Origin of the sequence: Acinetobacter sp. Ver3, assembly GCF_000632455.1 — a bacterium.
Taxonomy (GTDB): Bacteria; Pseudomonadota; Gammaproteobacteria; order Pseudomonadales; family Moraxellaceae; genus Acinetobacter.
On the sequence record NZ_JFYL01000016.1, the window covers coordinates 1 to 22,979 of the forward strand.

Here is a 22,979-nt window from a genome sequence, read left to right on the forward strand (position 1 = left end):
GATGGCAATATCAAAACGACGAGTTAAACGCTCCATGGCATCAATATTGTCAATCGCACATGGCTGTTCAATTAGATCCACACCACCATCTTGCAGCAGTTGAATACCTTTGATCGCTTCTAACTCAGACCAAGCACGGTTCACATCGACACGGATAGAAATATCAGCACCTAACGCTTTTTTGATGGTGAGAACATGCTCAACATCTGCTTCTACAGCACGAGAACCAATTTTTAATTTAAAGAAGTTATGACGCTTAGCTTCGATCATCTTTTTCGCTTCAGCGATATCTTTATCCGTATCACCAGAAGCCAACACCCAAAGCACAGGAACGCTGTCACGCAGACGACCACCTAACACTTCAGACAGCGGCAAGCCTAAACGTTGAGCTTGAATATCGAGTAAAGCAGTTTGAATGGCACATTTTGCAAAACGGTTACCATTAATATTCTTCTTCAACACTTGCATAATTTGAGCAACGTTGAGATCAGTAAAAGTTTTGAGTAGTGGAGCAAAATAAGTATCGATATTGGTTTTGATACTTTCAGGGCTTTCTTCACCATAGCCTAAGCCACCGATGGTGGTTGCTTCGCCCCAACCAATGAAACCATCCGAAGTTTCGATTTTAATGAGGACTAAGGTTTGAGTTTGCATCGTTGCGACCGCCATCTTGTGTGGGCGGATCGTTGGGATTTCAACGAGCAAGGTTTCAATATTTTTGTACATGCAGCAATATATTCCATTAATATATGCTAAATACCTTATTTGAAATAAAGTATTGAAAATAGAGGTTAAGTAGTATATTAAAATACTAAAAAAGTATGGATTAAGGAAATTTCAATGGAATTAAGAACATTAAAGTATTTTGCTACGGTGGTCGAAGAAAAAAGTATTACAAAAGCTGCTGAAAAGTTATGTATCGCACAACCACCACTTACACGACAAATCAAAAACTTAGAGTCAGAGTTAGGTGTCGTATTATTTGAAAGAGGCATGAGACCGATTAAAACAACTGAAGTTGGAGAATTTTTTTACCAATATGCTGTACAGATACTGACCTTAACAGCACATGCTAAATCGATGGTAAATCGATATAAAGTGACAGATACAACGGTACGAATTGGATATGTTGGTTCGCTTTTTTATTGGAAATTACCTGAGATCATTGATTATTTAAGAAAGCATATTGCAAATATAAAAGTTGAATTAGTGGAATGCGGAACCAGGGACCAGGTAGAAGCTTTGAAATTGGGAAAAATTGATATTGGGTTTGGTCGATTAGGAATTAGTGATCCTTCAATAAAAAGAATAGTGATCGAAAGAGAGCAACTTTTTTTAGCAGTGCACAAAGATCATACATTAGTGACCCAAAATGTTAAGGAAGTACATTTATCACAATTGGTCAACGAACATATTTATATATATCCAAATACTCCTAAACCAAACTTCTCAACTTTTGTTCAAGGAATATTCTCTGAACTTGACTTAATTCCCCAAAATCTGATCGAGACGAGAGAAATCCATATGGCATTGGGGATGGTGTCATCTGGTGAGGGGGGGTGTATTATTCCAAAGAGTGCATGCTCTATAGGTATGAAAAATTTGAAATTTATACCTATTCTAGATAATGAGGCTGAAAGTCCAATTACAGTTGCCTATAGAAGTATCGATAATAATGAATACATAAAACAAATATTAGATTATCTAGACGAATTGAAGAGCATGAACTAATTTTTTTTAAATTAGATTAATATAAAATATCTATTTATATGTAATATTTAATGGAAAAATAAATAGAATAATAGTGTTAAAAATGATATTTATTTTATAAATCAGTATAAATTGGCATGGATTTGTCATAGGGATAGCGCTGATCTATAAAATATTTAGGATGATTTCGATGGAAAAAATTTCCGAGTTAAAGAGCAATGATGCGAAAAAAAAGGATATTTATGCTTGGTATGTTGTAATACTTTGCATGGTTGCATATATATTTTCTTTTATCGATCGTCAAATTTTGGCTTTGATGATTGAACCGATAAAAGCAGATTTGAATTTAACAGACACGCAATTTAGTCTACTCCATGGACTAGCTTTTTCTTTATTTTATGCATTCATGGGTCTGCCGCTGGCTTATATCGCAGATCGATTCTCAAGACCAAAATTAATTGCTGCCGGGATTGTATTTTGGAGCATTGCAACAGCTTTATGTGGTTTAAGTAAGAACTTTATCCAGTTGTTTTTGAGCAGAATGGGAGTAGGAATTGGTGAAGCTGCTTTGTCACCTGCAGCCTATTCAATGTTTAGTGATATGTTTGCAAAAGATAAATTGGGTCGAGCTGTCGCTATTTATTCGATTGGTTCTTTTGTTGGTGGGGGAATCGCATTCTTAGTAGGTGGTTTTGTCATTGGATTACTCAAGGACATGTCTCTTATCGCTGTACCCTTATTTGGAATGTTAAAGGCATGGCAAGTGGCGTTTATTTTAGTAGGTTTACCAGGAGTCATTATTGGCATATTGGTACTTTTAACTGTTAAAGATCCTAAGCGTAAAGGGCAAATGGTCGATGCGCAGGGGAACGTGGTAAAAGTAAAGCTTAGTGATACTTTTAAATTTTTGAAAAAGCATAAAAAAACATTTACATGTCATTATTTAGGATTTACTTTTTATGCTATGGCATTGTTTTGTTTAATAAGCTGGACACCTGCATTTTACATACGACATTACAATATGACAGCCACTGAAGTGGGCTATATGTTGGGTGCCGTGTTACTGATTTCAAATACTTTAGGTGTATTTGCGGCTGGTTGGATGAATGATTATTTTATTCAAAAAGGCAGAAAAGATTCGCCTATGTTTGTGGGTGTGATTGGAATTGTAGGTCTGATTATTCCAATGATTTTGTTTTCACAAGTTAATGAATTATGGTTATCAGTTACATTGTTGGTTGTTGCAATGTTTTTCGCTTCTTTCCCAATGCCGATCTCAACAACAGCAATGCAAATGCTTTCGCCAAATCAATTACGTGCCCAAATCTCATCTATTTTTTTACTCATCAGTAATTTGATTGCTTTAGGTATTGGTACCACATTAGTAGCTTTAATTACGGATCGTTTTTTTGAAAATCCTTTAATGGTCGGTTCATCGATATCTATTGTTGGTGCAATATCATGCGTATTGTGCTTTGTATTATTGAAAGTGGGTTGTAAAGCCTTCGAAAATAGTTTGCAAGTTGAGTGTAAATAAATCATGTCTGAATAAAATAATGAGGGTACACCTATCATGTATTTATCGAATCTGAAACTTTTAAAGCAATTCAACTTATTGTCTTCAAAAGATTATTTTCAGATTAGAGATGTGATAGGACAATACTTGTGCCCTCATCAATTTGAAGTATTGAATGATGAATCTTTAGAAGTAAAATTAAGTGGGTTTTCATTTGGTCAAGTTGCACTATTTGAATTAAGTTACAATGCTCCAGTTCAAATTAGTTTTGGTGCTGAGTGTCAAAGTTATCTGTTTAGATTTAATTTGGAAGGGGAATGTAAAGTCAAATATGATCATTCAACTTATCAACAACGTCCTGGATTACTTACAGTTTCTCATCCTCATTTTGAAAATAGAATTGAACTCCAAGCCAAATGTAGAAATATTATATTAAAAATTGATCATGAGTTGATCAATACTGTTTTATATCGCTTATTGGGATATATACCTCAAAAAAATCTTATTTTCGATAGTGGCATTTCCTATACATCTGAAGAAAGAATTTCAATTTTAGAAACCCTGAACTACTTATGCTTTGCATATTCAAATATTGAAAACTGGTGGCAAATTTCTGATAGCTTTAGTTCATATTTGACTGAGTTATTACTGATCAAAATTCCACATAATTTCAGTGAACGAATCGCAGATAAAAAAAATCAACTCATCCCAAGTTATATCAAAAATGCAGCTCATGTGATTGAACAACATTATATGGAGGCAATCTCGATTGAGGAAGTTGCGAGGCTTGTAAAAGTCTCGGTAAGAACGCTTCAAAAGGGATTTAATACCTATTTGAACCAAACGCCTCTCAGTTTCATGACATCAATCAAATTGGACCGAGTTCATCAAGAACTTAAACACACTCAGGTTGATCAGCCTATAATTGATATCTTCAATGCTCATGGTGTAAGAAGCTTTGGACACTTTACTCGGCTTTATAAAAAACGTTATGGATGCACGCCTTCAGAAACCGTGAAACAAAACAAATTAATAGAAATAATTTCGTAATTCGAATAGCAGTACCGCTTTTTGACGCGAGCAAAAAGAAGAATCTTTCCTACTATCACAATACACAATAAATATGTAAGGGAAGAAAATGAAAATCACGGTTCTTGGCGGTGGACATGGATGTTATGCATCAGCAGTGGAGATGGCGGAAAAAAATCACGAAGTTAAATTATGGCGAAGAGATCGAGATTCACTAAAAGAATTAGCGAAATATGGTGAGCTTACTGTAAAAGACTTTCGTGGCACTAGAACAGTATCTGTTGGGGATGAACATCAAAAAATCCAACTTGAAACTGATTTATCCAAAGCTATTGAAAAAGCTGAATTGATTATTATTCCTTTACCCGCAACAAGCCATGAAGATTTATCGATTGAAATAGCACCCTACTTAACATCTGGTCAAGTCGTATTTTTACCCCCAGGTACTTTTGGAACATACCTATTTGCTCAAGCAATGCTTAAAGCTGGAAATAAGTCTGACGTGGCTTTTGCCGAAACGGGTACTTTGCCATATTTAGTAAGAAAACATAGTCCGAATTCTATCGTGATTAGTGTATATGCGACGCGATTGCCTACTGGGGTCTATCCAGCAAAATTAAAAGATTATGCTATTAGAATATTAAAGCAAGCTTATGACAGCATCGAGCCTATAGAGGATGCTTTGAGTGGGGCTTTAATGAATGCAGGACCCATTATTCATCCTCCATTAATTATGCTCAATGCTGCACCTTTAGAACACTTTGATGTATGGGATATTCACAATGAAGGTACTCAACCTTCAGTGAGAAGAATAACGAGCTTATTAGACCAAGAGCGAATGAATATTCGTGAAGCATTGGGATACTCGAAACAGCATTTCCCACTCGCAGATCACTATAACAAAGAGGGTGAAGGAGATGAGTGGATGTATGGTAGGGGGGCACATGGTAAGTTAACGGACAGTGGCGATTGGCGCGAGAAAATAGATTTACATTCACATCGGTATATGCTCGAAGACACACGATTAGGCCTGTCATTTATTGTATCGGTTGGTAAGTATGTTGGGGTCAAAACACCGATTGCTGAAGGACTTCTGAATATCGCATCAGCAATTACTGGTAGGGATTTGTATAGTGAAGGTCGCACTCTTGAAAATCTAGGGCTATTTAATTTAACGCAGCAACAATTAAAAGATCTGTTGAACTACGGAGAGCAATCTGCATGATTAAAAATATAATTATTGTAGGTGCAGGCAGAATGGGTAATGCGATTGCGATCGCATTCGCATATGCAGGAATTGAGATTGCACTTGTAGACGTAAAAGATCGAAACCCAGCAGAAAAAAATGAATTTCTGCAAAAATGGAATGACAGCCTCGACCAAGAGTTGCATCTCTTAGAACATATCGGGATGTTAGTGAATGATCAATGTAAAGTATTAAAAGAAAGAATTCATTTCTATTTCAAAGATAATCAAACTATCGATTGGAAAAATTGTGAATTAATTATTGAAGGTGTACCTGAAATAATGACTCATAAACAACACTGTTTTCGGTGGTTGGAACCCTTAATTTCTAAAAACTGTATTGTGGCATCAACGACTTCGACCTTTTTGGTCACTGATATAGCAAAATTAATTTCTCATCCAGAACGTATTGTTAATGCGCATTGGCTTAATCCTGGATATTTAATGCCTTTAGTTGAGCTAAGCCGATCTGAGCATACTGCTGATATAGCAGTAGAAAAACTAAAAACATTACTTGAGGCAATTGGTAAAGTCCCTGTGATTTGTAATGCAGTCGCTGGATACATTGTTCCAAGAATTCAAGCATTGGCAATGAATGAAGCAGCGAGAATGGTTGAAGAAAACGTAGCAAGTGCTGAGGATATTGATAAAGCGATTCGTACAGGTTTTGGTTTGCGTTTTTCAGTGTTAGGAATGTTAGAGTTTATCGATTGGGGGGGAGGAGATATTTTGTATCATGCTTCAGAGTATTTGAGAGAAGAACTTGGTGAGCGTTACACAGGCCCTGATATTATCAAAAAAAATATGCGCGAAAATAGAAATGGTATTAGAGAACTATCAGGTTTTTATAAATATGAAAGCATGGATATTTATCAATATAAACTAAATGTGATATCAAAATTCGCTGAAAATTTGCGATTTAATAAGCTTATTCCACAATATGAAATTATGAAATAAGCGCTAGTAGGTAAAAAGATTTTAGTCTTTTTACCTATTTGGCATTAAATTGAATATTTTCTTTAATTGTGAATTTAGTGACTCAAGTTCTTGTTCATCAAAAGAATTTAATATACCAGCTAAAGTAACACGATTGATCTGATTAATTTCATCCACAAGACCATATCCTTTTTCAGTGAGCTTCACCATAGAAATCCTTTCATCATGAGGGGATGAGAAAACTTCAACTATATCTTCTTCGACTAATCTATAGATTGCCTTAGTTGCAGTTGTTAATTTGATTGTTGCTAAATTTGCTATTTCAGTGATATTGGCTTCACCAAGAGCATTTGTACTCAAAATGATTTTTCTTTTTGTATTATCGAGACCGATTTTTTTTTAAAGATTTATCAATCAATTGGGAATACTTACCATTAACTTGAGATATCCAAAAAAATGGGAAATTTTCCAAACTTTTGGGATCGTTATTTGGCAAATAATTTTCAAAATTTTTTAACATGAGCAGCAATTAAACTTAAAAAAATATAATTGATTATACAAGAAAAAAGACAAAGATTATTTTATTTCAAAATAACTTGACAAATACATTAATTTTTCAGATATTGATGTTGAGTATAAAAATACATGGAAAAGTGAATTGAATATTATATCTAGAAGTCTCTCTTTAGGAGATGGAAAAATTAGAGTCGTGGTTAAAGACTCAATTGATATACAAAATGAAGTGACGACACTTGGAACTCAGGCGCGCGTTGAAGCATGCCCTGCAAACTCACACGCTGAAATTATAAAAAAAATACTCAACAGTGATTGCAAAATTATTGGAAAAACTCATCTTCATGAACTTGCATTCGGTATAACTGGAGTAAACAAAAACTTCGGAACACCATTAAATGTTAAGTATCCGAAGCTTATTCCTGGAGGTTCTTCCAGTGGTTCGGCTGCAGCTGTTGCGGCGGGTCTAGCAGACTTCAGTATTGGTACAGATACAGGTGGCTCAATTCGTATGCCAGCCGCTTGCTGTGGAGTGTATGGTTTAAAACCTTCATTTGGGCGTGTTAGCCGTGTTGGGGTTTGGCCAAAAGATACCACTTTAGACTGTGTTGGGCCATTCGCATCAGATATCAATAATCTGATTCTTGCTATGCAAATCATTGATCCTACATTTAAAGAAATCCAAATCGATCTACAGCAGATTCAATTAGGAATATTGCGTGTCGAAGCGGATTCTGAAATTTGGCATGTATTAGATGCTGAGTTAACAAAAATTGATTTGCCTCAAAAAAATCTAGTCATAAACAATATTGATGAAGCATATCAAGCAGGCATGTCGATCATTAATTATGAAACTTGGGGTGCATATCATGATCTTACTCAAACTGGACTTCTAGCCAATGATGTTCAGCAGCGTTTATTAAAAGCATCTGAAACCACTCAAAAAGATGTAGAAAATGCTGAATTAATCAGAACTCAATTCACAGAGCAGATCAATGATTTACTCAACAATGTTGATGTTTTGATACTGCCCACACTACCTCAATTTCCACCTAAATTAGACGAAGCTGAAAATACTGTTGCTTTCCTCAATTTAACTAAGCTCGTGCGACCATTCAATCTATCGGGCCATCCAGCGCTTACGATTCCATATGAAACATCAAATGGCTTACCTGTCGGTATGCAATTAATTGCTAAGCATGGTGAAGATGAAAAATTGTGTGCTATTGCACAACACATTGTCGATATTACGAAGCATTCACAAGGAGGTGGCAAATGAGCAATTTAGCCAAAGATCAAACAGAGAGCTTGATTGATCTTGAAGAATTATGTCAAGAGATTAGACAGCGAGCGTGTTCAGGTGAATTTGACGAACAAGCATACGTGAGTCAAGACATTATTCAAAAACTGAAATCAATTGGGGTATATCGTGCTTTAGTTCCTAAACGTTTCGGTGGTGATGAGGTTTCACCGCGTACGTTTTGTGAACTTATTGAAAGGCTCTCCAAAGCAGATGGATCAGTAGGTTGGGTTGCAAGTTTTGGTATGAGCCCAGCTTATCTTGGGAGTTTACCTGAAGAGACACTTTCCGAACTTTATAAAAATGGTCCAGATATCGTTTTTGCTGGTGGAATTTTTCCACCGCAAGCTGCTCAAGTGACCGATGAGGGTTTAGTTGTAAAAGGCCGTTGGAAATTCTCAAGTGGTTGTAAAGGTGCAGATATCGTTGGTGTAGGCATTGCCCCGATCAAAGATAATGAATCTCATGGCTTACCACGTATGGCTGTCTTACCAGCGCATAAAGCGCAAATTGAAATGACGTGGGATACAGTAGGTTTAAAAGGCACAGGTAGTCACGATCTCATTGTCGATAATGTACTAGTACCTGAGCACTGGACTTTTGTTCGGGGTGAGCCATCTAAACTCAGCGAACCATTTTTCAAATATCCATCTCTCTCTTTGGCGACACAAGTTCTCACTGTAGTCGGTATCGGCGTAGCCTCGGCGTCATTGGAAGAATTTAGAAAATTAGCTCCAGGTAAGTCGTCGATTACTGGAGGTGCAGAAATTGCTAATCGACCTATCACTCAGTACGAATTTGCGAAAGCTGAAGCTGAGTTCCTAGCTGCAAGAACATGGTTCTACAACACCATGGATATTGTATGGGAAGAAGTACTCAACGGACGAAAACCTGCGCCACATTTAATTAGTGATATGCGTCTATCTTGTACACATGCGGCAAGAGTCTGTGCAAAGGTCACCCGCAAAATGCAAATGTTAGCTGGCATGACTGCCATTTATACCAACCATCCATTTAGTCGCTTTGTGAATGACACGAATGTCGTTACACAGCATGCATTTATGGGTGATGCAACTTTACAAAATGCTGGTGCGATGAGCTTTGGGCTTAATCCGACACCTGGATATTTATAAATGACCGAAAAGAAGGAAATCGAAATGGAAGCTAAAAAATCATTACGCGTATTGTTCTGTATGGGGATTAACCAAAACTTCTTTGATGCAGAGCCAGCAGAAGCAAAAGCAGTATGGGCAGCATTTGGTGAAATGTGGAATGGTATCCATGATTTACCTGGCGTGCATGTATACGGCAACTTAGATGATGATCAAAGCATGGTAGGTGCAAGTACGGGTTGGCCTTGGACAACCTATTTATTGGCTGATGTACCTGATATTGAAACAGTTCATGCTGCATGTAACTTATTCCGTACGACTGTGGTCGGAGAAGGTCCATATAAACTTTGGAAGTATTGCAAAGTTGAAGCAAGAGTTGGTCGTGAATTAATTATTCAACGATAAGGATATCGATATGGTCGACTCTAATGAACTCAAAAGCATTCTTCAACGTCTTCAAAAGTTGGAAGCGCAGAATCAAATTCGTAATTGCCTAAATCGCTATATGGAAATTTGTGATGAACTTAATCAAAACACAAATTTAGAAGCGCTGATGGATTTATTTGATCCTGAGTGTATTTGGGAGGGGGTAGGGAAAAAATACGCCCAGTCATTTGGTCGACTTGAGTCTTGGCAGGCAGTATATGACATGTTTAAAACATACACGCTGAAGGACTCGCATTTTGTTATGAATGCACATTTTGTGAATTCTGAACAAATTTATATTGATGGTGATGTGGCTGTTGGTCACTGGTTGATGTTGCAAACATCAACTTTCAAAACGGGTGCAAGCCACTTGAATGCAGCCAAACTGACAATCCGTTTTAAGCAACAAAATAATGGCATTTGGAAAATCAAACACTTCCAAACAGAAAATATTTTCAGTCGACCAGTAACGCATTGGACCAGTGATGATGAGTTACCAGTACCGCAATCAAATTTAGTCGGTTGAGTTGCATAAACAGTTATAAGGGAATACATGATGAATAGTGCAATACCAGTTCAAAATATTGAAATTGATTACAATGAATTAGTTCAAAGTGACCGAGTGCATACCTCTTTATATAAAGATGCACAAATCTTTGAAGATGAAATGGAAAAAATTTTCTACAGCACTTGGGTTTGGGTTGCTCATGCAAGTGAAATTCCAGATGCTGGAAGTTATAAAACGATTAATATTGGTAAACAACCTGTAGTTGCTGTACGAGATCGTAAGAAAAAAGTCCACGTTTTACTCAACCGCTGTCGCCATCGTGCTGCTACAGTTTGTGAGCATAAAAAAGGCAAAACAAATAGCTTTGTATGTCCATATCATGGTTGGAGTTACGCTTTGGATGGTACATTGCGTGGCGTTCCTTCACCTGAAAGTTATGGCGAATGTTTAGATAAATCTGAATTTCCACTGATCAGCCTACGTGTAGAAGAATATAACGGCATGATCTTTGCGACCTTCAAAGACGATATTGAGCCATTAGAAGACTTTTTAGGTGCTGCGAAAAAGTGGATTGATCTATTCATGAAGCAAGGCGCAGGTTATCCAGTCAAAGTATTAGGTGAACATCGTTTTACATTCCCAGGTAACTGGAAAATTCAGTTGGAAAATACAACTGACGCATATCATTTCCCATTAGTTCATAAATCATTCTTAAGTTCTGTAGACGAAAAAACAGAAGAGCTTTTCAACTTTGAAAACCAACCAGGCTATGTTGAAGATCTAGGAAATGGTCACAGTGTGATGGTGATGATTCCAGAATTGGTAGATCTTGATGAAGAGTTGATGGAGCGACCAATCCAAGAGCGTTTTGAAGAACTTGCCCAAGCGCTACGTGAAGAAGGTCATGAGGAACTTGAAGTTCGTCGAATTTGCCGAGCTGTCGGTGGTTCGGGCTTTAACTTAAATATTTTCCCTAACATTGCATGTTCTATGGCGTTCTTCCGTGTAATGCAACCATTAGCGGTAGATAAAACTGAAATTCACCACTCAGTGATTACGATGGATGGTGGACCACAAATTGCCAACCAATATCGCCTACGTCTACATGAACATTTCCAAGGTCCTTTCGGTTTTGGTACGCCAGATGATGCGGAAGCTTGGGAGCGTGTACAGCATGGTGCAAATGCGGGCAATGATCTTTGGATCATGTTGAACCGTGGTTTACCAGGAGAAGTCAAAACTGAAGATGGTCTGAAGAGTGACGTGAGTGCTGAAACAGGCATGCGTGGCGCTTACCAACAATGGAAAAAGTTGATGACGGCTTAAGGGGAAGAGCATGAAAATTAATTTAAATCTTTTGAACGAAGTAACAGCATTCATTTGGGCTGAAGCTGACATGTTAGACCATTCAGAGTATCAAGCATGGTTAAGTTTATGGAATGAAAATGGCAAATACATCATTCCAATTGATCCATCATTGACAGATTACGAAAACCATTTGAACTATGCATATGACAATCACCACATGCGTCAATTACGTGTAGAGCGTTTAGAAAATGGTGAAGCAATCTCGACAGCTCCTAAGGCCAATACTGTTCGAAGCTTGTCACGTGTGCGAATTATTGAAGAAACTGATCACAAGATAATTTTACGCTGTGCACAAAATTTAAGAGAGTTCCGAAAAGAGAATTTGCGTCATTACACTGCTGATGTGATTTATGAGCTAGTACGTCAAGAGAATGGTGAACTCAAAATAGACCGTAAAATTATCAATCTAGTCAATTCGACAGATACCTTAGCTGGTATCAGTTACATTCTATAGGAGGTGACCATGTCACATGTTGTTTTGGTTACTGGTGCTGCCTCTGGTTTAGGTAATGTGATTGCTGAATATTTTGCTAAACAAGGGCATCAAGTTATTTTAACTGCAAGTACCTTAGAAAAAGCGGAAAGCGCTAAAGCTGCGAGTCAGTATCCATCGCAGATGTATCCCTTAAAACTGGATATATCAGTAGAGCAGGACTTTAGAGATGCAGTGAGTTGGATTGAAACTCATTTCAACAAGTTGGATGTTTTAATCAATAACGCCACAGTAACTAAAGCAACTCCTGTCCTTGAAATCACTGCGAGTGATTTTGATTGGGTGACACAAGTCAACCAACGAGGAACCTTTCAGTCATGTCAAATTATTGGTCAATATATGGCATCTAAAGGCTTTGGTCGAATTATCAACATGGCTTCGTTGGCTGGTCAGAATGGTGGTACTGCAACAGGAGCACATTATGCAGCTTCAAAAGGGGCAATCGTAACTTTGACTAAAATTTTTGCAAAAGAATTTGCCGCTAAAGGTGTGACGGTAAATGCCGTAGCACCAGGACCAATGGAGTCTCCAATAGTACACAGCGTTGTTTCAGATGAAAAAATGGAAGCGTTTATCAATAACATTCCTGTCAAGGCTTTAGGCAGTATGAGTTTTATCGCTGAAACTTGTGCTTTGTTAGCATCCCCACAAGCAGCTTTTGTGACAGGAGCAACATGGGATATTAACGGAGGACTATTTATGCGCTAAGCATTTGCTTAGTCATAAAGGGGAACATTATGAACGAAAAATACTCCGTAATTGTCAATAAAAGATCAGTAGAAGCGGAAAATGTTGTTGTCTTAGATTTAATTTCAGCAACTGAGTCTCCATTACCTGAAATCGAAGCTGGATCACATATCGATCTATTCCTGCCTAATGGTTTAATCCGTCAGTATTCTCTATGTCAAGATCCTAGTTTAAAAGGTGTTTTTCGATTAGGGATCTTAAAAGACGAAGCATCAAGAGGGGGATCACTGTCGGCCTTTAATGACATCTTTGAAGGGATGCAACTACAAGTCAGCCATCCTAAAAATTTGTTCCCATTGTTAGATGCATCTCACAGCATTTTAGTTGGTGGTGGTATTGGGATTACACCGTTAATTACCATGGCTTATGATTTATTGAATAACAATAAGTCATTTGAATTGCATTATTGTGCAGCTTCCAAACAAACCGCTGCATTTGTAGATGAAATCAAGCAAGGTCCCTTAGCGAGTTATACAACTTTCCATTTTAAAGATGATGGTGCAAATCATCGTGAATTTTTTGATCACGCAATGAAAGATATTGCCAAAGATTCACATTTATATACCTGTGGTCCTAATGGATTTATGGATTGGATTATTAATCTTGCTGAGTCTAAGGGTTTTAGTTCCGATCAATTACATAAAGAATATTTTCAGGTAGATATTGATTTGGGTGGCGCTGGTTTCGAAGTTGTTGCACAACAAAGTGGTAAAACGATTCAAGTAGCTCCAGAGGAAACTATTCTGCAAGCTTTAGCGCGAGAAGGGATTAAAGTCGAGTTATCGTGCGAACAGGGCGTTTGTGGAACGTGTATGTGTGATGTGCTTGAAGGCGAACCCGATCATCGAGACGTCTACTTTACTGACGAAGAAAAAGAAAGTAATGAGCAGATTTTAGTGTGTTGTTCTCGATCAAAAACACCGAGATTAGTTTTAGATATTTAATAGTTGAATTGCCATCATGGAAGGTCATTTTGGGATTCAGGAGAAGGGAATGAATAGTTATCAAAAATCGGATGAACAAGCTATTGATCCGATGAAATTCCGCAGAGCACTCGGTAATTTTGCAACTGGGGTTACCATTATTACAGCACAAAATGCGCAAGGTGAAAAAGTGGGTGTAACTGCCAATAGTTTTAACTCAGTTTCATTAGACCCACCTTTAATCTTGTGGAGTATTGATAAAAAATCGACCAGTTTTGAAGTTTTTAAAAACTCTAGTCATTTTGCAGTCAATATTTTATCTGGATCTCAAATCGAGGTATCGAATAAATTTGCTAAACGCAATATTGATAAATTCGAAGGAGCAAACTACCGTTTGGGTGTAGGTAATGCTCCAGTTCTGGAAAATTGCTCTGCTGTTTTTGAATGTGAATTATTTCAAATTGTAGAAGGCGGGGATCACTGGATTATTATTGGAAAGGTCGTTAATTTTCAAGATGAAGGTCGTAGTCCATTAGTATATCACCAGGGTGCGTACTCAACAGTAACACCACACCCAATGTTAAGAATTAAAGATTCAAATCCAGTCCAAACTGATGATTTGGGTCAACTATATCAAGGTAACTTATATAATAATGTTGCCTATCTCATGAGTCGAGCATTCAAGTTTTATCAAAATGATTACATCCCAAAGCAATTAGTCACAGGTTTTAGAACGAGTGAAGCTCGAATGCTTTTAGTGCTAGGCAGTGGTGCAAGTTCATGCAAAGATGATTTACCACGTGATATAGCAATGCCTATGCGAGAAATAGAAAGAGCAGCGGAAATCCTTAAGAAAGATGAGCTACTAGTTGAAACAGAAGAATTCTACCAATTAACGGATAAAGGTAAAAAAACCGCACATTATTTATTTGATATAGCTGATGAGCATCAAAATGAAGTATTTGCAAAATACAGTGACCAAGAAAAAAATACCTTTATCACCATTCTAAAAGATATTGCGGGTATTCATTAAATCTAATTGGGCTAAATGTTAGATCATTTGGCCTTTTTTTCAATCTATGAAGATTTAAAAGGGATTTAATTATTAATTAAGGTATATAAATATACTTAAAAGAAAATTGAATTTTCTATGGAATTGGAAAAGAATTGGGTTGAATATATGAAATTTCATATAGCTGAATAGAAAAAATTAAACAGGGTTGAGTGAGAAAATCAGTAAAAAACTAAGGGGAAGTTGAGTGAAAAAGTTACCTACATTTGCAATACTAGCAATTTGCTGTAATACAGCAGTTTATGCGGACTTGGTAAAAGATAGTCAAACGACAATAAATTTAAGAAATTTCTTTATTGATCGAAATAACACAACACAGCCTGATGTTGGTAGTTGGTCACAAGCATTAGGTCTAAAGTTTAGTTCAGGTTATACCAATACACCCGTTCAGGTGGGTTTTGACGTGACTTCAAGTTACGCACTAAGATTATCAAATCATAATGCTGAAAGGTCTGATTCGATCTTACCATTTGATCCCATAAAAAATGAGCAAGAACGTAGTTATAATAAATTTGGTGCAACCTTAAAGCTGAAATATAAAGATTCTGAGCTATTAGTTGGGGAACTTTCGCCAAGAACACCTGTTGCATTTATTGATGATTCACGTCAGTTGGTGACAACATATGCTGGTGCGGCATTTGAAACGAAAGCGATTCAAAATTTAAAATTTTCAGCTGGAAGAATCACTCATATAAACGCGCGTAATGATGATGAGTTTGAAAAACTAAGCTTGTTTGCACCAGGTAAAGCGAGAATAGAAAGTAATGGTTTAAGTTATGTTGGTTTAGACTATAATTTTAGCCCTAAAATTTCAGGCTCTTACTGGTTTGGTCAGTTGGAAGATATTTATAACCAACATTATCTAAATGCAGCATATAACACTCAAATTGGCGACTCTAAAATCAAATTAGATGCACGTTATTTCCATAACAGTGAAGCTGGTGACAAATACTATGGAAATATAGATAGCAAAACATTTGGCGTTCAGGCCAACATTCAAAATGGCTCACATAGTTTTGCTGCAGGTGTTCAAAAAAATTCCGGGGATACCAATTTTCCAACATTTGATGGATTCGCTCCTCAACCTTTCCTACATACTTGGTCAACTTTAGGTTTCATCAAACCTGAAGAACTTACTTATCATGCACTTTATTCTTATGACTTTAAAAATGTTGGTTTGCCGGGTTTAAGAACGACTTTGCGTTATTTATATGGCACGAACATAGAGCGTAATGGCCTACCAGATAATAAAGAGACTGAGGCTAATTTCATTGTCGGCTATACCGTTCCAGAAGGGTCTTTTAAAGGGTTGGGTATAGAATGGAGGTATATCGACACGACTACTAAATATGGTGCAGGAACAACCAATGGTAATGATTTTGTTGAAAATCGAATCATTACTACATATAGCTATAAATTCTAATTACATAAACAGTTAATGGACAAACTGGAGATTATATGATGTTTAAAAAATTATTATTATCAACAAGCTTAATCGCAATTGCCACTTATGCTCAAGCTGATATCACGATTGGAGTTGTGACATCATCATCCGGACCTGTAGCAATGGTAGGTATACCACAAAAAAATACAGTTGCTTTATTACCTAAAAAAATTGGTAATGAAAATGTTCGATATATTTCTCTTGATGATGCGAGTGATCCTACAGCATCTGTCAAAGCTGTCGAGAAACTAATTAAAGAAAATAAAGTTGATGCAATTATTGGTCCTTCTGGTTCACCAAATGCTTCTGCAGTGATAGGGACAATTGCTAAAGCGAAAGTACCTCTTCTTGCACCTGTTGGTACTTCCTCGATTGTAATGCCAATGACGGATCAAAAAAAATGGGTGTTTAAGACCACTCAGAATGATGAAATTATCGCAGAAGCGCTTGTGCAAGATATGGTGAAGCGAAAAATTACAACTCTAGGATTTATCGGTACTGCTGATCCGTATGGAGAAAACTGGGGAAAAGTCTTAGCGAATTTAGCAAAGAAAAATGGGATTAAAATCGTTGCTCAAGAATCATTTCAACGTCAAGACACCTCTCTAACTGGTCAAGCGTTAAAACTCATAAGTAAAAAACCACAGGCAATTCTAGTTGCAGCACCAGGCAGTTCAGCAGTTCCTCCACAAACTGCTTTATATGATCGAGGCTATCGAGGGCAAATTTATCAAACGCATGGTGCGGCTTTAGATCAATATTTAAAAATGGGTGGCAAGAAAGTAGAAAATACGATTTTAGCTGCCAGTTTAATGCTTGTTTTAAATGAAGTATCTAATACACATCCTTCTAAGAAAATTGCTACTAAATATATCAATGATTATAAAGCAAAATATAAACAAACACCTGCAACCTTCGGGGCAAATGTGTATGACGCAGGTATTTTGCTTGAAAAAGCTGTACCGACTGCTTTGAAAAAAGCAAAGCCTGGCACAGTGCAATTCCGTGAAGCTCTACGTGATGCATTGGAATCTACAAAAGAAGTCGCAGGAACTCAAGGCGTGTATAACATGAGTCCATCTGATCATAGTGGATTTGACAAGCGTGGGCGTGAAATGATCATTGTTAAAAATGGTCAGTGGAAACTACTGAAGTAAATTTAGCTTTTCATAAATGAACTCAGAGCGATATGCATATATCGCTCTAGGTAAATTCATCCTCAAAAAAGGGTAGGAAGATGTTATGGATTTAAATATCGCGTTAATTTTGGGGCAGGATGGTATTACCAGTGGTGCTATTTATGCATTATTAGCGCTATGTATCATTTTAGTTTTTACTGTCACTCGGATATTACTTATTCCATTGGGTGAATTTGCTGTATTTGGTGCATTGACTTTGGCATCCATTCAAGCAGGTATTCCAAGCTTAATAGTTTGGCTGGTAGTTGCGTTTTTTATTGTCAATACAAGTTTGGATTTATACGCTAAATTTTTTAAAAATCAAATATTTAATATCAAAATTTTTATTGCGTCATTGATTTATATTTCTTTGATCGTTATCGCGATGTACACACTACCTTTAGCAACGCTTCCAATGCCAATTCAAGTTTTATTGACTTTGGCTGTGATTACACCGCTTGGTCCTCAAATGTATCGCACTTTTTTTCAACCTTTAGTGGCAGCCAAACCTTTAGTTTTATTGATCGTGTCGATAGCGGTTCATGTGGCATTAGTCGGTTTAGGACTCGTGATATTCGGTCCAAATGGTGCTCAAACACAACCGTTTAGTGACAAAAGCTTTGAGATTGGGACTCTTGTTTTAAGCAGTCAAACTTTGATCATTATCGTTTCATTCTTTGTGATGATTTTAGTGCTTTGGTATTTCTTTGAAAAAACACTCTATGGTAAGGCTTTGCATGCAACCGCTGTCAATCGAGTTGGTGCACAGCTCATGGGTATTTCTCCAATCTTTGCGGGCAAACTGACTTTTGTTTTAGCTACATTTATCGGAACGTTATCAGGCATTTTAATTGCACCGATCACAACCCTGTATTACGACTCAGGATTTATTTTAAGTCTGAAGGGATTTGTAGGGGCAATCATTGGAGGACTAATCAGCTTCCCAGTCGCAGCAATTGGTGCCGTGATTGTTGGTGTTATTGAGTCTTTCTCCATGTTTTGGGCAAGTGATTACAAAGAAATCATCGTCTTTACATTAATTATTCCTTTCTTACTTTGGAAATCACTCACAACTCGTCATGTTGAGGAGGATGAAGAATGAAATCAAAAACTTATTTCTTTATATTTGCGCTAATTGTATTCATCAGCCCATTTTTTTTACCGACATATCAAGTCACGTTATTGAACTATATTGGTCTAAATGCATTAGTCGTGTTAGGTCTTGTATTGGTGACAGGCGTTGGAGGCATGACTACATTTGGTCAAGCAGCCTTAGTTGGAATTGGCGGATACGCAACTGCTTACTTAACTGTGACTGAACAATTACCAAGTTTCCTCGCATGGACAGGTGGCAATCCTTGGTTTGGACTTCTGCTCGGAATAGTCATTACAGTCGCATCTGCGATTTTGGTGGGTGGTTTAACACTTAAACTTTCAGGGCATTATCTGCCTTTAGGTACGATCGCTTGGGGTATTTCACTTTATTATTTCTTTTCGACCATTGAAACTTTAGGTGGGCATTCTGGAATTTCGAATATTCCCTCTATTTCTATCGCAGGATTTGCCTTTGATAATGGCAACAAAATGTTCTACCTCATTTGGCTCATTGTATTTATTGCCATTATTTTGACAAAAAATCTTTTAAATTCTCGAGAAGGTCGAGCAATCCGCGCTTTGAAAGGCGGACAAGTAATGGCTGAGTCTATGGGAGTAAATACGTTTAGAGCAAAAATGATCATCTTTGTGATTGCTGCAATTTTTGCATCAATTTCAGGGTGGCTTTATGCACACACGCAAACTTTTATTAACCCGACACCTTTTGGACTCCAAATGGGTATCGACTACTTGTTTATGGCGTTGTTAGGCGGTGTCGGTAGTATTTGGGGGGCAATATTAGGTGCAGGCATATTCACCATGGTACGCCAATGGTTGCAAGATGCTTTGCCTATTATTTTTGGCGGACAAGGTCATTATGAAACAATCGTATTTGGATTAATCATTGTTGTATTGATGCAAAAAGCACCATCAGGGATTTGGTCATTTATTACTAAGTTGATCCCAAATAAATATAAGCCTGTAGATTTATATCCTTCAATCCACCCCATTCCTCAAATGGACAAAGTAGAAAATCAAATCAACAAGGGTGAATTGATATTAGATGCGAAGAACATCACGAAAAAATTTGGTGGCTTAGTTGCGAACAATGAAATGAATCTGAAAATTCATGCTGGAGAGGTTCTCGCTTTAATTGGTCCGAATGGTGCTGGTAAAAGTACCATGTTCAATCAAATATCAGGTGTAGATGTTCCAACAAGTGGTGAAGTTTTATTTAAAGGTAAAAAAATAAATGGCATACCATCCAGAGAAATTGCCAAATTAGGATTAAGTCGCACATTCCAACACGTAAAAATATTGCCTGAAATGACTGTATTAGAAAATACAGCCATAGGTGCACATTTGCGCGGAGAAAAAAGTGTCATCTCATCCATGTTACTTCTTGATCGAGTTGAAGAAAATGAACTTCTCAATGAGGCTAAATATCAACTAGAACGTGTAGGGCTTGGAGAATATTTGTATGTCGAAGCTGGCAGTTTAGCACTCGGGCAGCAACGTATTTTAGAAATTGCACGTGCTTTATGTGCGAACCCAAGCTTATTACTACTTGATGAGCCCGCAGCAGGATTAAGATTTAAAGAGAAACAAGCCTTAGCTGAACTTCTATCTAAATTACGTGCTGAAGGTATGGCAATTCTCTTGGTCGAGCATGATATGGACTTTGTCATGAATCTCGCAGACCGAATTGTGGTCATGGAGTTCGGTCAAAAAATTGCTGAAGGATTACCAGAAGAAATTCAAAAAAATGAAGCTGTATTGGAAGCTTATTTAGGAGGTGCTGCATGATCACAATGCTTGGAAATCAAGAGGGCACGCCTCTGCTAGAAGTAAATAATTTGAGTGTTGCTTACGGAAAAGTCGAAGCGCTTTCAAATTTTAATATGCGTGTTAATCAAGGCCAAATTGTTTCTGTTGTTGGTCCAAATGGTGCGGGTAAAACAACTTTATTGTCTGCAATTATGGGGGTGCTGGGTTCTAAAGGAAACGTCGATTTCGATGGGCATGTGGAGCAATGTCCACAGGTTGAGCAAATGGTCATTCGTGGGCTCGGATTAGTGCCTGAAAAACGGGAGTTATTTGGAACAATGTCTATTGAAGACAATCTTATGCTTGGCGCTTTTCAACGCTATCGCCAAAGAGACAAAGAAATTTTCAGCACTTTAGATGAAGTGTATGACATTTTTCCTCGTTTGAAAGAAAGACGATCTCAGCAAGCAGGAACACTTTCTGGTGGTGAACGACAAATGCTTGCAGTGGGTCGTGCACTCATGGCTAAACCTAAATTGTTGATGCTTGATGAGCCGAGTTTGGGATTAGCACCACTCATCACTCGAGAAATTTTTAAGGTCATTGACCAATTAAGAGGACATGGCGTGTCTATCTTGTTAGTTGAGCAGAATGCCAGAGCTGCTTTAAAACTTGCAGATTATGCTTATGTCCTTGAAATGGGAGAACTATCAATGGAAGGAAGGGGCTCTGATTTAGTTGAAGATCCAAGAATCATCGAAAGTTACTTAGGAATTAATAGTAAGCATCAAGACGTATTAGCTATTTAGAACATAGCAAATCATACGATTTTCAGGGATTTGAATGGATGTCAAAAAAAATTTTGGTATATGGTGCTGGAGCCATAGGCTGTGTGGTTGCTGCTAGATTAACGCTAGCAGGACACCAAGTCACTGTTCTAGCACGAGGGGAAAAAGTCGAAACGCTAAAGCAAAAAGGGATTCATTTAAAAGATGTACTGGGTGAATTTCAAGTACATCCATCTCGAATTGTGGATACTGAAGAATGCATTGAAAAACAGGATTTTATATTTATAGCAACCAAGTTTAACGCTTTATATGAAATTTCAACTCAGCTGAAGCGTTATATGCATAACGCGACAGTCATCGTGCCGTTAATGAATGGAATACCCTTTTGGTATTTTTACGGTTTAGAGAATAACTCTGAACATTCAAGCATAAATTGTTTAGATCAACAGGGCGTTTTAAATGACCATTTTCCATTAGAACATTTAATTGGCGCTGTCGTATTTATTACAGCGCAAAGTGTCAATGAAAATGAGGTCAAATCAGACAATCCATATTTGTTGATCTTTGGTGAGCCGAGTCATCAAATGACTGAACGATTAGATGCGCTTGTTGAATTGTTTGAAAATACAAGTATCGAAGCACGACCCGTAGAGAACATCCGAGATCAAATTTGGACCAAGGTTATGGCTAACTTGAGCTCCAATCCATTATCGGTTGTGGCTGATGCTTCGCTAAGTAAAATTTATTCTGATCACAATTTAACTCGAATTACGCAACAAATTTTATATGAAGTTCGAGCTGTTGCGGCTTGCTATGGCGCTCGTATCAATATCGACCCAAACACATTTTTAAAATTGGGTTCAGAGATGGGGGAAACATATACATCAATGTGGCATGACTACAAAAATCATCGCCCTTTAGAGTTAGCACCCATTGCAGAAGCTGTATTTGAATTGGCAGATGCTTATGAATGTCCGATGCCGACATCCAAACTTATATATGAATTAACGGTCTATTTAAGCGAACAAGCCAGAACAAGGAATAATGAAGATGAAAAATAATGTATTGAATGTGTCTGAAGCTGAATGGGCGCTCAGAGTTAAATTAGCGCATTGTTATCACCTTATTGATTATTTTGGTTGGACGGAAACAATTTTTAATCATGTCTCAGCGCGCTTACCTGGAGCTGAACACTATTATTTAGTAAATCCTTTCGGCTTGAACTATACGGAAATCACACCCGAAAATTTATTAAAAGTTGATTTAAACGGTAATAAAGTGATTCATTCTGAATATGATGCCAATCCTGCAGGATTTGCTTTACATAGTGCTGTTCATGGTGCTCGTGATGATATTCGATGTTTAATACATACACATACCACACCAATCAGTGCCATTGCACAAAAGAAAGATGGCTTTAAAAATGACAATTTTTATGGTGCGCAGTTATATGGTCGGGTAGGCTATCATGCCTTTGAAGGCATTACTCTATTCGAAGAAGAAAAACAAAGAATGATCAAAAGTTTAGGTGATAATCACATTCTGGTACTTAGAAATCATGGTGTAGCTGTGGGAGAGAGTACGATTGAAAAAGCTTTTTTCCTACTCTGGACAGTTCAACGAGCCGCAGAAATACAATGCCAAGCGGATTCAATGCGTGGTGACGATGTTGAATTAGATCATATCGTAAAACAGAAGTGTGCAGACTTAACTCAAATGTTAATTCAAGAAAGTGCTTTCGCAGATAAGTTTTTCAATGCGATGGTTCGAAAAATGCAGGAAAACAAACACTAGTTCAGGGATAGATTG

At 37.3% G+C, this 22,979-nt stretch carries 22 protein-coding genes and 1 pseudogene; 21 read left to right on the forward strand and 2 right to left on the reverse strand.

Going from position 1 to position 22,979, the window contains the following annotated elements; genetic code table 11:
* A partial coding sequence (locus CL42_RS06395) for a muconate/chloromuconate family cycloisomerase (protein ID WP_035266329.1) occupies nucleotides 1–726 on the reverse strand: 726 nt, incomplete at its 3' end.
* 114 nt (nucleotides 727–840) lie between these two features.
* Between CL42_RS06395 and CL42_RS06400 the strand changes: the two genes are divergently transcribed.
* From CL42_RS06400 to CL42_RS06420, 5 genes are all read left to right on the forward strand, one after another.
* A complete protein-coding gene (locus CL42_RS06400; RefSeq protein ID WP_035266330.1) occupies nucleotides 841–1,731 on the forward strand; it encodes a LysR family transcriptional regulator in 891 nt (296 codons plus the stop codon).
* A 169-nt stretch (nucleotides 1,732–1,900) separates the two neighbouring features.
* Complete coding sequence (locus CL42_RS06405; RefSeq protein WP_051586548.1) at nucleotides 1,901–3,247, forward strand: spinster family MFS transporter; 1,347 nt, start codon at nucleotides 1,901–1,903, stop codon at nucleotides 3,245–3,247.
* A 78-nt stretch (nucleotides 3,248–3,325) separates the two neighbouring features.
* Complete coding sequence (locus tag CL42_RS06410; protein ID WP_171076762.1) at nucleotides 3,326–4,276, forward strand: helix-turn-helix transcriptional regulator; 951 nt, start codon at nucleotides 3,326–3,328, stop codon at nucleotides 4,274–4,276.
* An 88-nt stretch (nucleotides 4,277–4,364) separates the two neighbouring features.
* Nucleotides 4,365–5,480, forward strand: coding sequence for an NAD/NADP-dependent octopine/nopaline dehydrogenase family protein (locus CL42_RS06415; RefSeq protein ID WP_035266332.1), 1,116 nt, complete (start codon nucleotides 4,365–4,367; stop codon nucleotides 5,478–5,480).
* Entirely contained in the window at nucleotides 5,471–6,457 is a 987-nt protein-coding gene (locus tag CL42_RS06420; protein WP_171076763.1) for a 3-hydroxybutyryl-CoA dehydrogenase, read from the forward strand. Before CL42_RS06415 ends, CL42_RS06420 begins: the two co-directional genes overlap by 10 nt.
* A 30-nt stretch (nucleotides 6,458–6,487) precedes the next feature.
* Here CL42_RS06420 and CL42_RS06425 read toward each other — a convergent pair.
* Nucleotides 6,488–6,956: pseudogene (locus tag CL42_RS06425) on the reverse strand (MarR family winged helix-turn-helix transcriptional regulator).
* 138 nt (nucleotides 6,957–7,094) lie between these two features.
* Here CL42_RS06425 and CL42_RS06430 point away from each other — a divergent pair.
* From CL42_RS06430 to CL42_RS06505, 16 genes are all read left to right on the forward strand, one after another.
* Nucleotides 7,095–8,228, forward strand: coding sequence for an amidase (locus CL42_RS06430; protein WP_035266335.1), 1,134 nt, complete (start codon nucleotides 7,095–7,097; stop codon nucleotides 8,226–8,228).
* A complete protein-coding gene (locus CL42_RS06435) occupies nucleotides 8,225–9,382 on the forward strand; it encodes an acyl-CoA dehydrogenase family protein (RefSeq protein ID WP_035266336.1) in 1,158 nt (385 codons plus the stop codon). The genes CL42_RS06430 and CL42_RS06435 overlap by 4 nt, the downstream gene beginning before the upstream one ends.
* Before the next feature lie 24 nt (nucleotides 9,383–9,406).
* Nucleotides 9,407–9,766 carry a hypothetical protein gene (locus tag CL42_RS06440; protein WP_035266405.1) on the forward strand — a complete coding sequence of 120 codons (360 nt, stop codon included), beginning with the start codon at nucleotides 9,407–9,409 and terminating at the stop codon, nucleotides 9,764–9,766.
* Nucleotides 9,767–9,776: 10 nt separating this feature from the next.
* A complete protein-coding gene (locus CL42_RS06445) occupies nucleotides 9,777–10,313 on the forward strand; it encodes a nuclear transport factor 2 family protein (RefSeq protein ID WP_035266337.1) in 537 nt (178 codons plus the stop codon).
* 30 nt (nucleotides 10,314–10,343) lie between these two features.
* Entirely contained in the window at nucleotides 10,344–11,621 is a 1,278-nt protein-coding gene (locus CL42_RS06450; RefSeq protein ID WP_035266339.1) for an aromatic ring-hydroxylating oxygenase subunit alpha, read from the forward strand.
* Nucleotides 11,622–11,631: 10 nt separating this feature from the next.
* Nucleotides 11,632–12,117: an aromatic-ring-hydroxylating dioxygenase subunit beta gene (locus tag CL42_RS06455; RefSeq protein WP_035266341.1), complete on the forward strand. Its 486-nt coding sequence runs from the start codon at nucleotides 11,632–11,634 to the stop codon at nucleotides 12,115–12,117.
* A 9-nt stretch (nucleotides 12,118–12,126) separates the two neighbouring features.
* Complete coding sequence (locus CL42_RS06460; RefSeq protein WP_035266343.1) at nucleotides 12,127–12,864, forward strand: SDR family NAD(P)-dependent oxidoreductase; 738 nt, start codon at nucleotides 12,127–12,129, stop codon at nucleotides 12,862–12,864.
* Nucleotides 12,865–12,893: 29 nt separating this feature from the next.
* Nucleotides 12,894–13,847, forward strand: a complete 954-nt coding sequence (locus tag CL42_RS06465) for a PDR/VanB family oxidoreductase (protein WP_035266344.1) — start codon at nucleotides 12,894–12,896, stop codon at nucleotides 13,845–13,847.
* 49 nt (nucleotides 13,848–13,896) lie between these two features.
* Nucleotides 13,897–14,859, forward strand: a complete 963-nt coding sequence (locus CL42_RS06470; protein ID WP_035266407.1) for a p-hydroxyphenylacetate 3-hydroxylase reductase component — start codon at nucleotides 13,897–13,899, stop codon at nucleotides 14,857–14,859.
* A 226-nt stretch (nucleotides 14,860–15,085) separates the two neighbouring features.
* Nucleotides 15,086–16,321 carry an OprD family outer membrane porin gene (locus CL42_RS06475; RefSeq protein WP_035266345.1) on the forward strand — a complete coding sequence of 412 codons (1,236 nt, stop codon included), beginning with the start codon at nucleotides 15,086–15,088 and terminating at the stop codon, nucleotides 16,319–16,321.
* A 35-nt stretch (nucleotides 16,322–16,356) separates the two neighbouring features.
* Nucleotides 16,357–17,499 (forward strand): ABC transporter substrate-binding protein, encoded by a 1,143-nt coding sequence (locus CL42_RS06480; protein ID WP_035266348.1) that lies wholly within the window; start codon nucleotides 16,357–16,359, stop codon nucleotides 17,497–17,499.
* 85 nt (nucleotides 17,500–17,584) lie between these two features.
* Nucleotides 17,585–18,622 carry a branched-chain amino acid ABC transporter permease gene (locus CL42_RS06485; RefSeq protein ID WP_035266350.1) on the forward strand — a complete coding sequence of 346 codons (1,038 nt, stop codon included), beginning with the start codon at nucleotides 17,585–17,587 and terminating at the stop codon, nucleotides 18,620–18,622.
* Nucleotides 18,619–20,421 carry an ABC transporter permease subunit gene (locus CL42_RS06490; protein ID WP_035266351.1) on the forward strand — a complete coding sequence of 601 codons (1,803 nt, stop codon included), beginning with the start codon at nucleotides 18,619–18,621 and terminating at the stop codon, nucleotides 20,419–20,421. Before CL42_RS06485 ends, CL42_RS06490 begins: the two co-directional genes overlap by 4 nt.
* Nucleotides 20,418–21,191 (forward strand): ABC transporter ATP-binding protein, encoded by a 774-nt coding sequence (locus CL42_RS06495; RefSeq protein WP_035266352.1) that lies wholly within the window; start codon nucleotides 20,418–20,420, stop codon nucleotides 21,189–21,191. The genes CL42_RS06490 and CL42_RS06495 overlap by 4 nt, the downstream gene beginning before the upstream one ends.
* Before the next feature lie 38 nt (nucleotides 21,192–21,229).
* On the forward strand, nucleotides 21,230–22,231 hold the full coding sequence (locus tag CL42_RS06500; RefSeq protein WP_035266353.1) for a ketopantoate reductase family protein: 1,002 nt from the start codon (nucleotides 21,230–21,232) through the stop codon (nucleotides 22,229–22,231).
* Nucleotides 22,221–22,964: a class II aldolase/adducin family protein gene (locus CL42_RS06505; RefSeq protein WP_228133237.1), complete on the forward strand. Its 744-nt coding sequence runs from the start codon at nucleotides 22,221–22,223 to the stop codon at nucleotides 22,962–22,964. The genes CL42_RS06500 and CL42_RS06505 overlap by 11 nt, the downstream gene beginning before the upstream one ends.
* Nucleotides 22,965–22,979 lie beyond the last annotated feature (15 nt).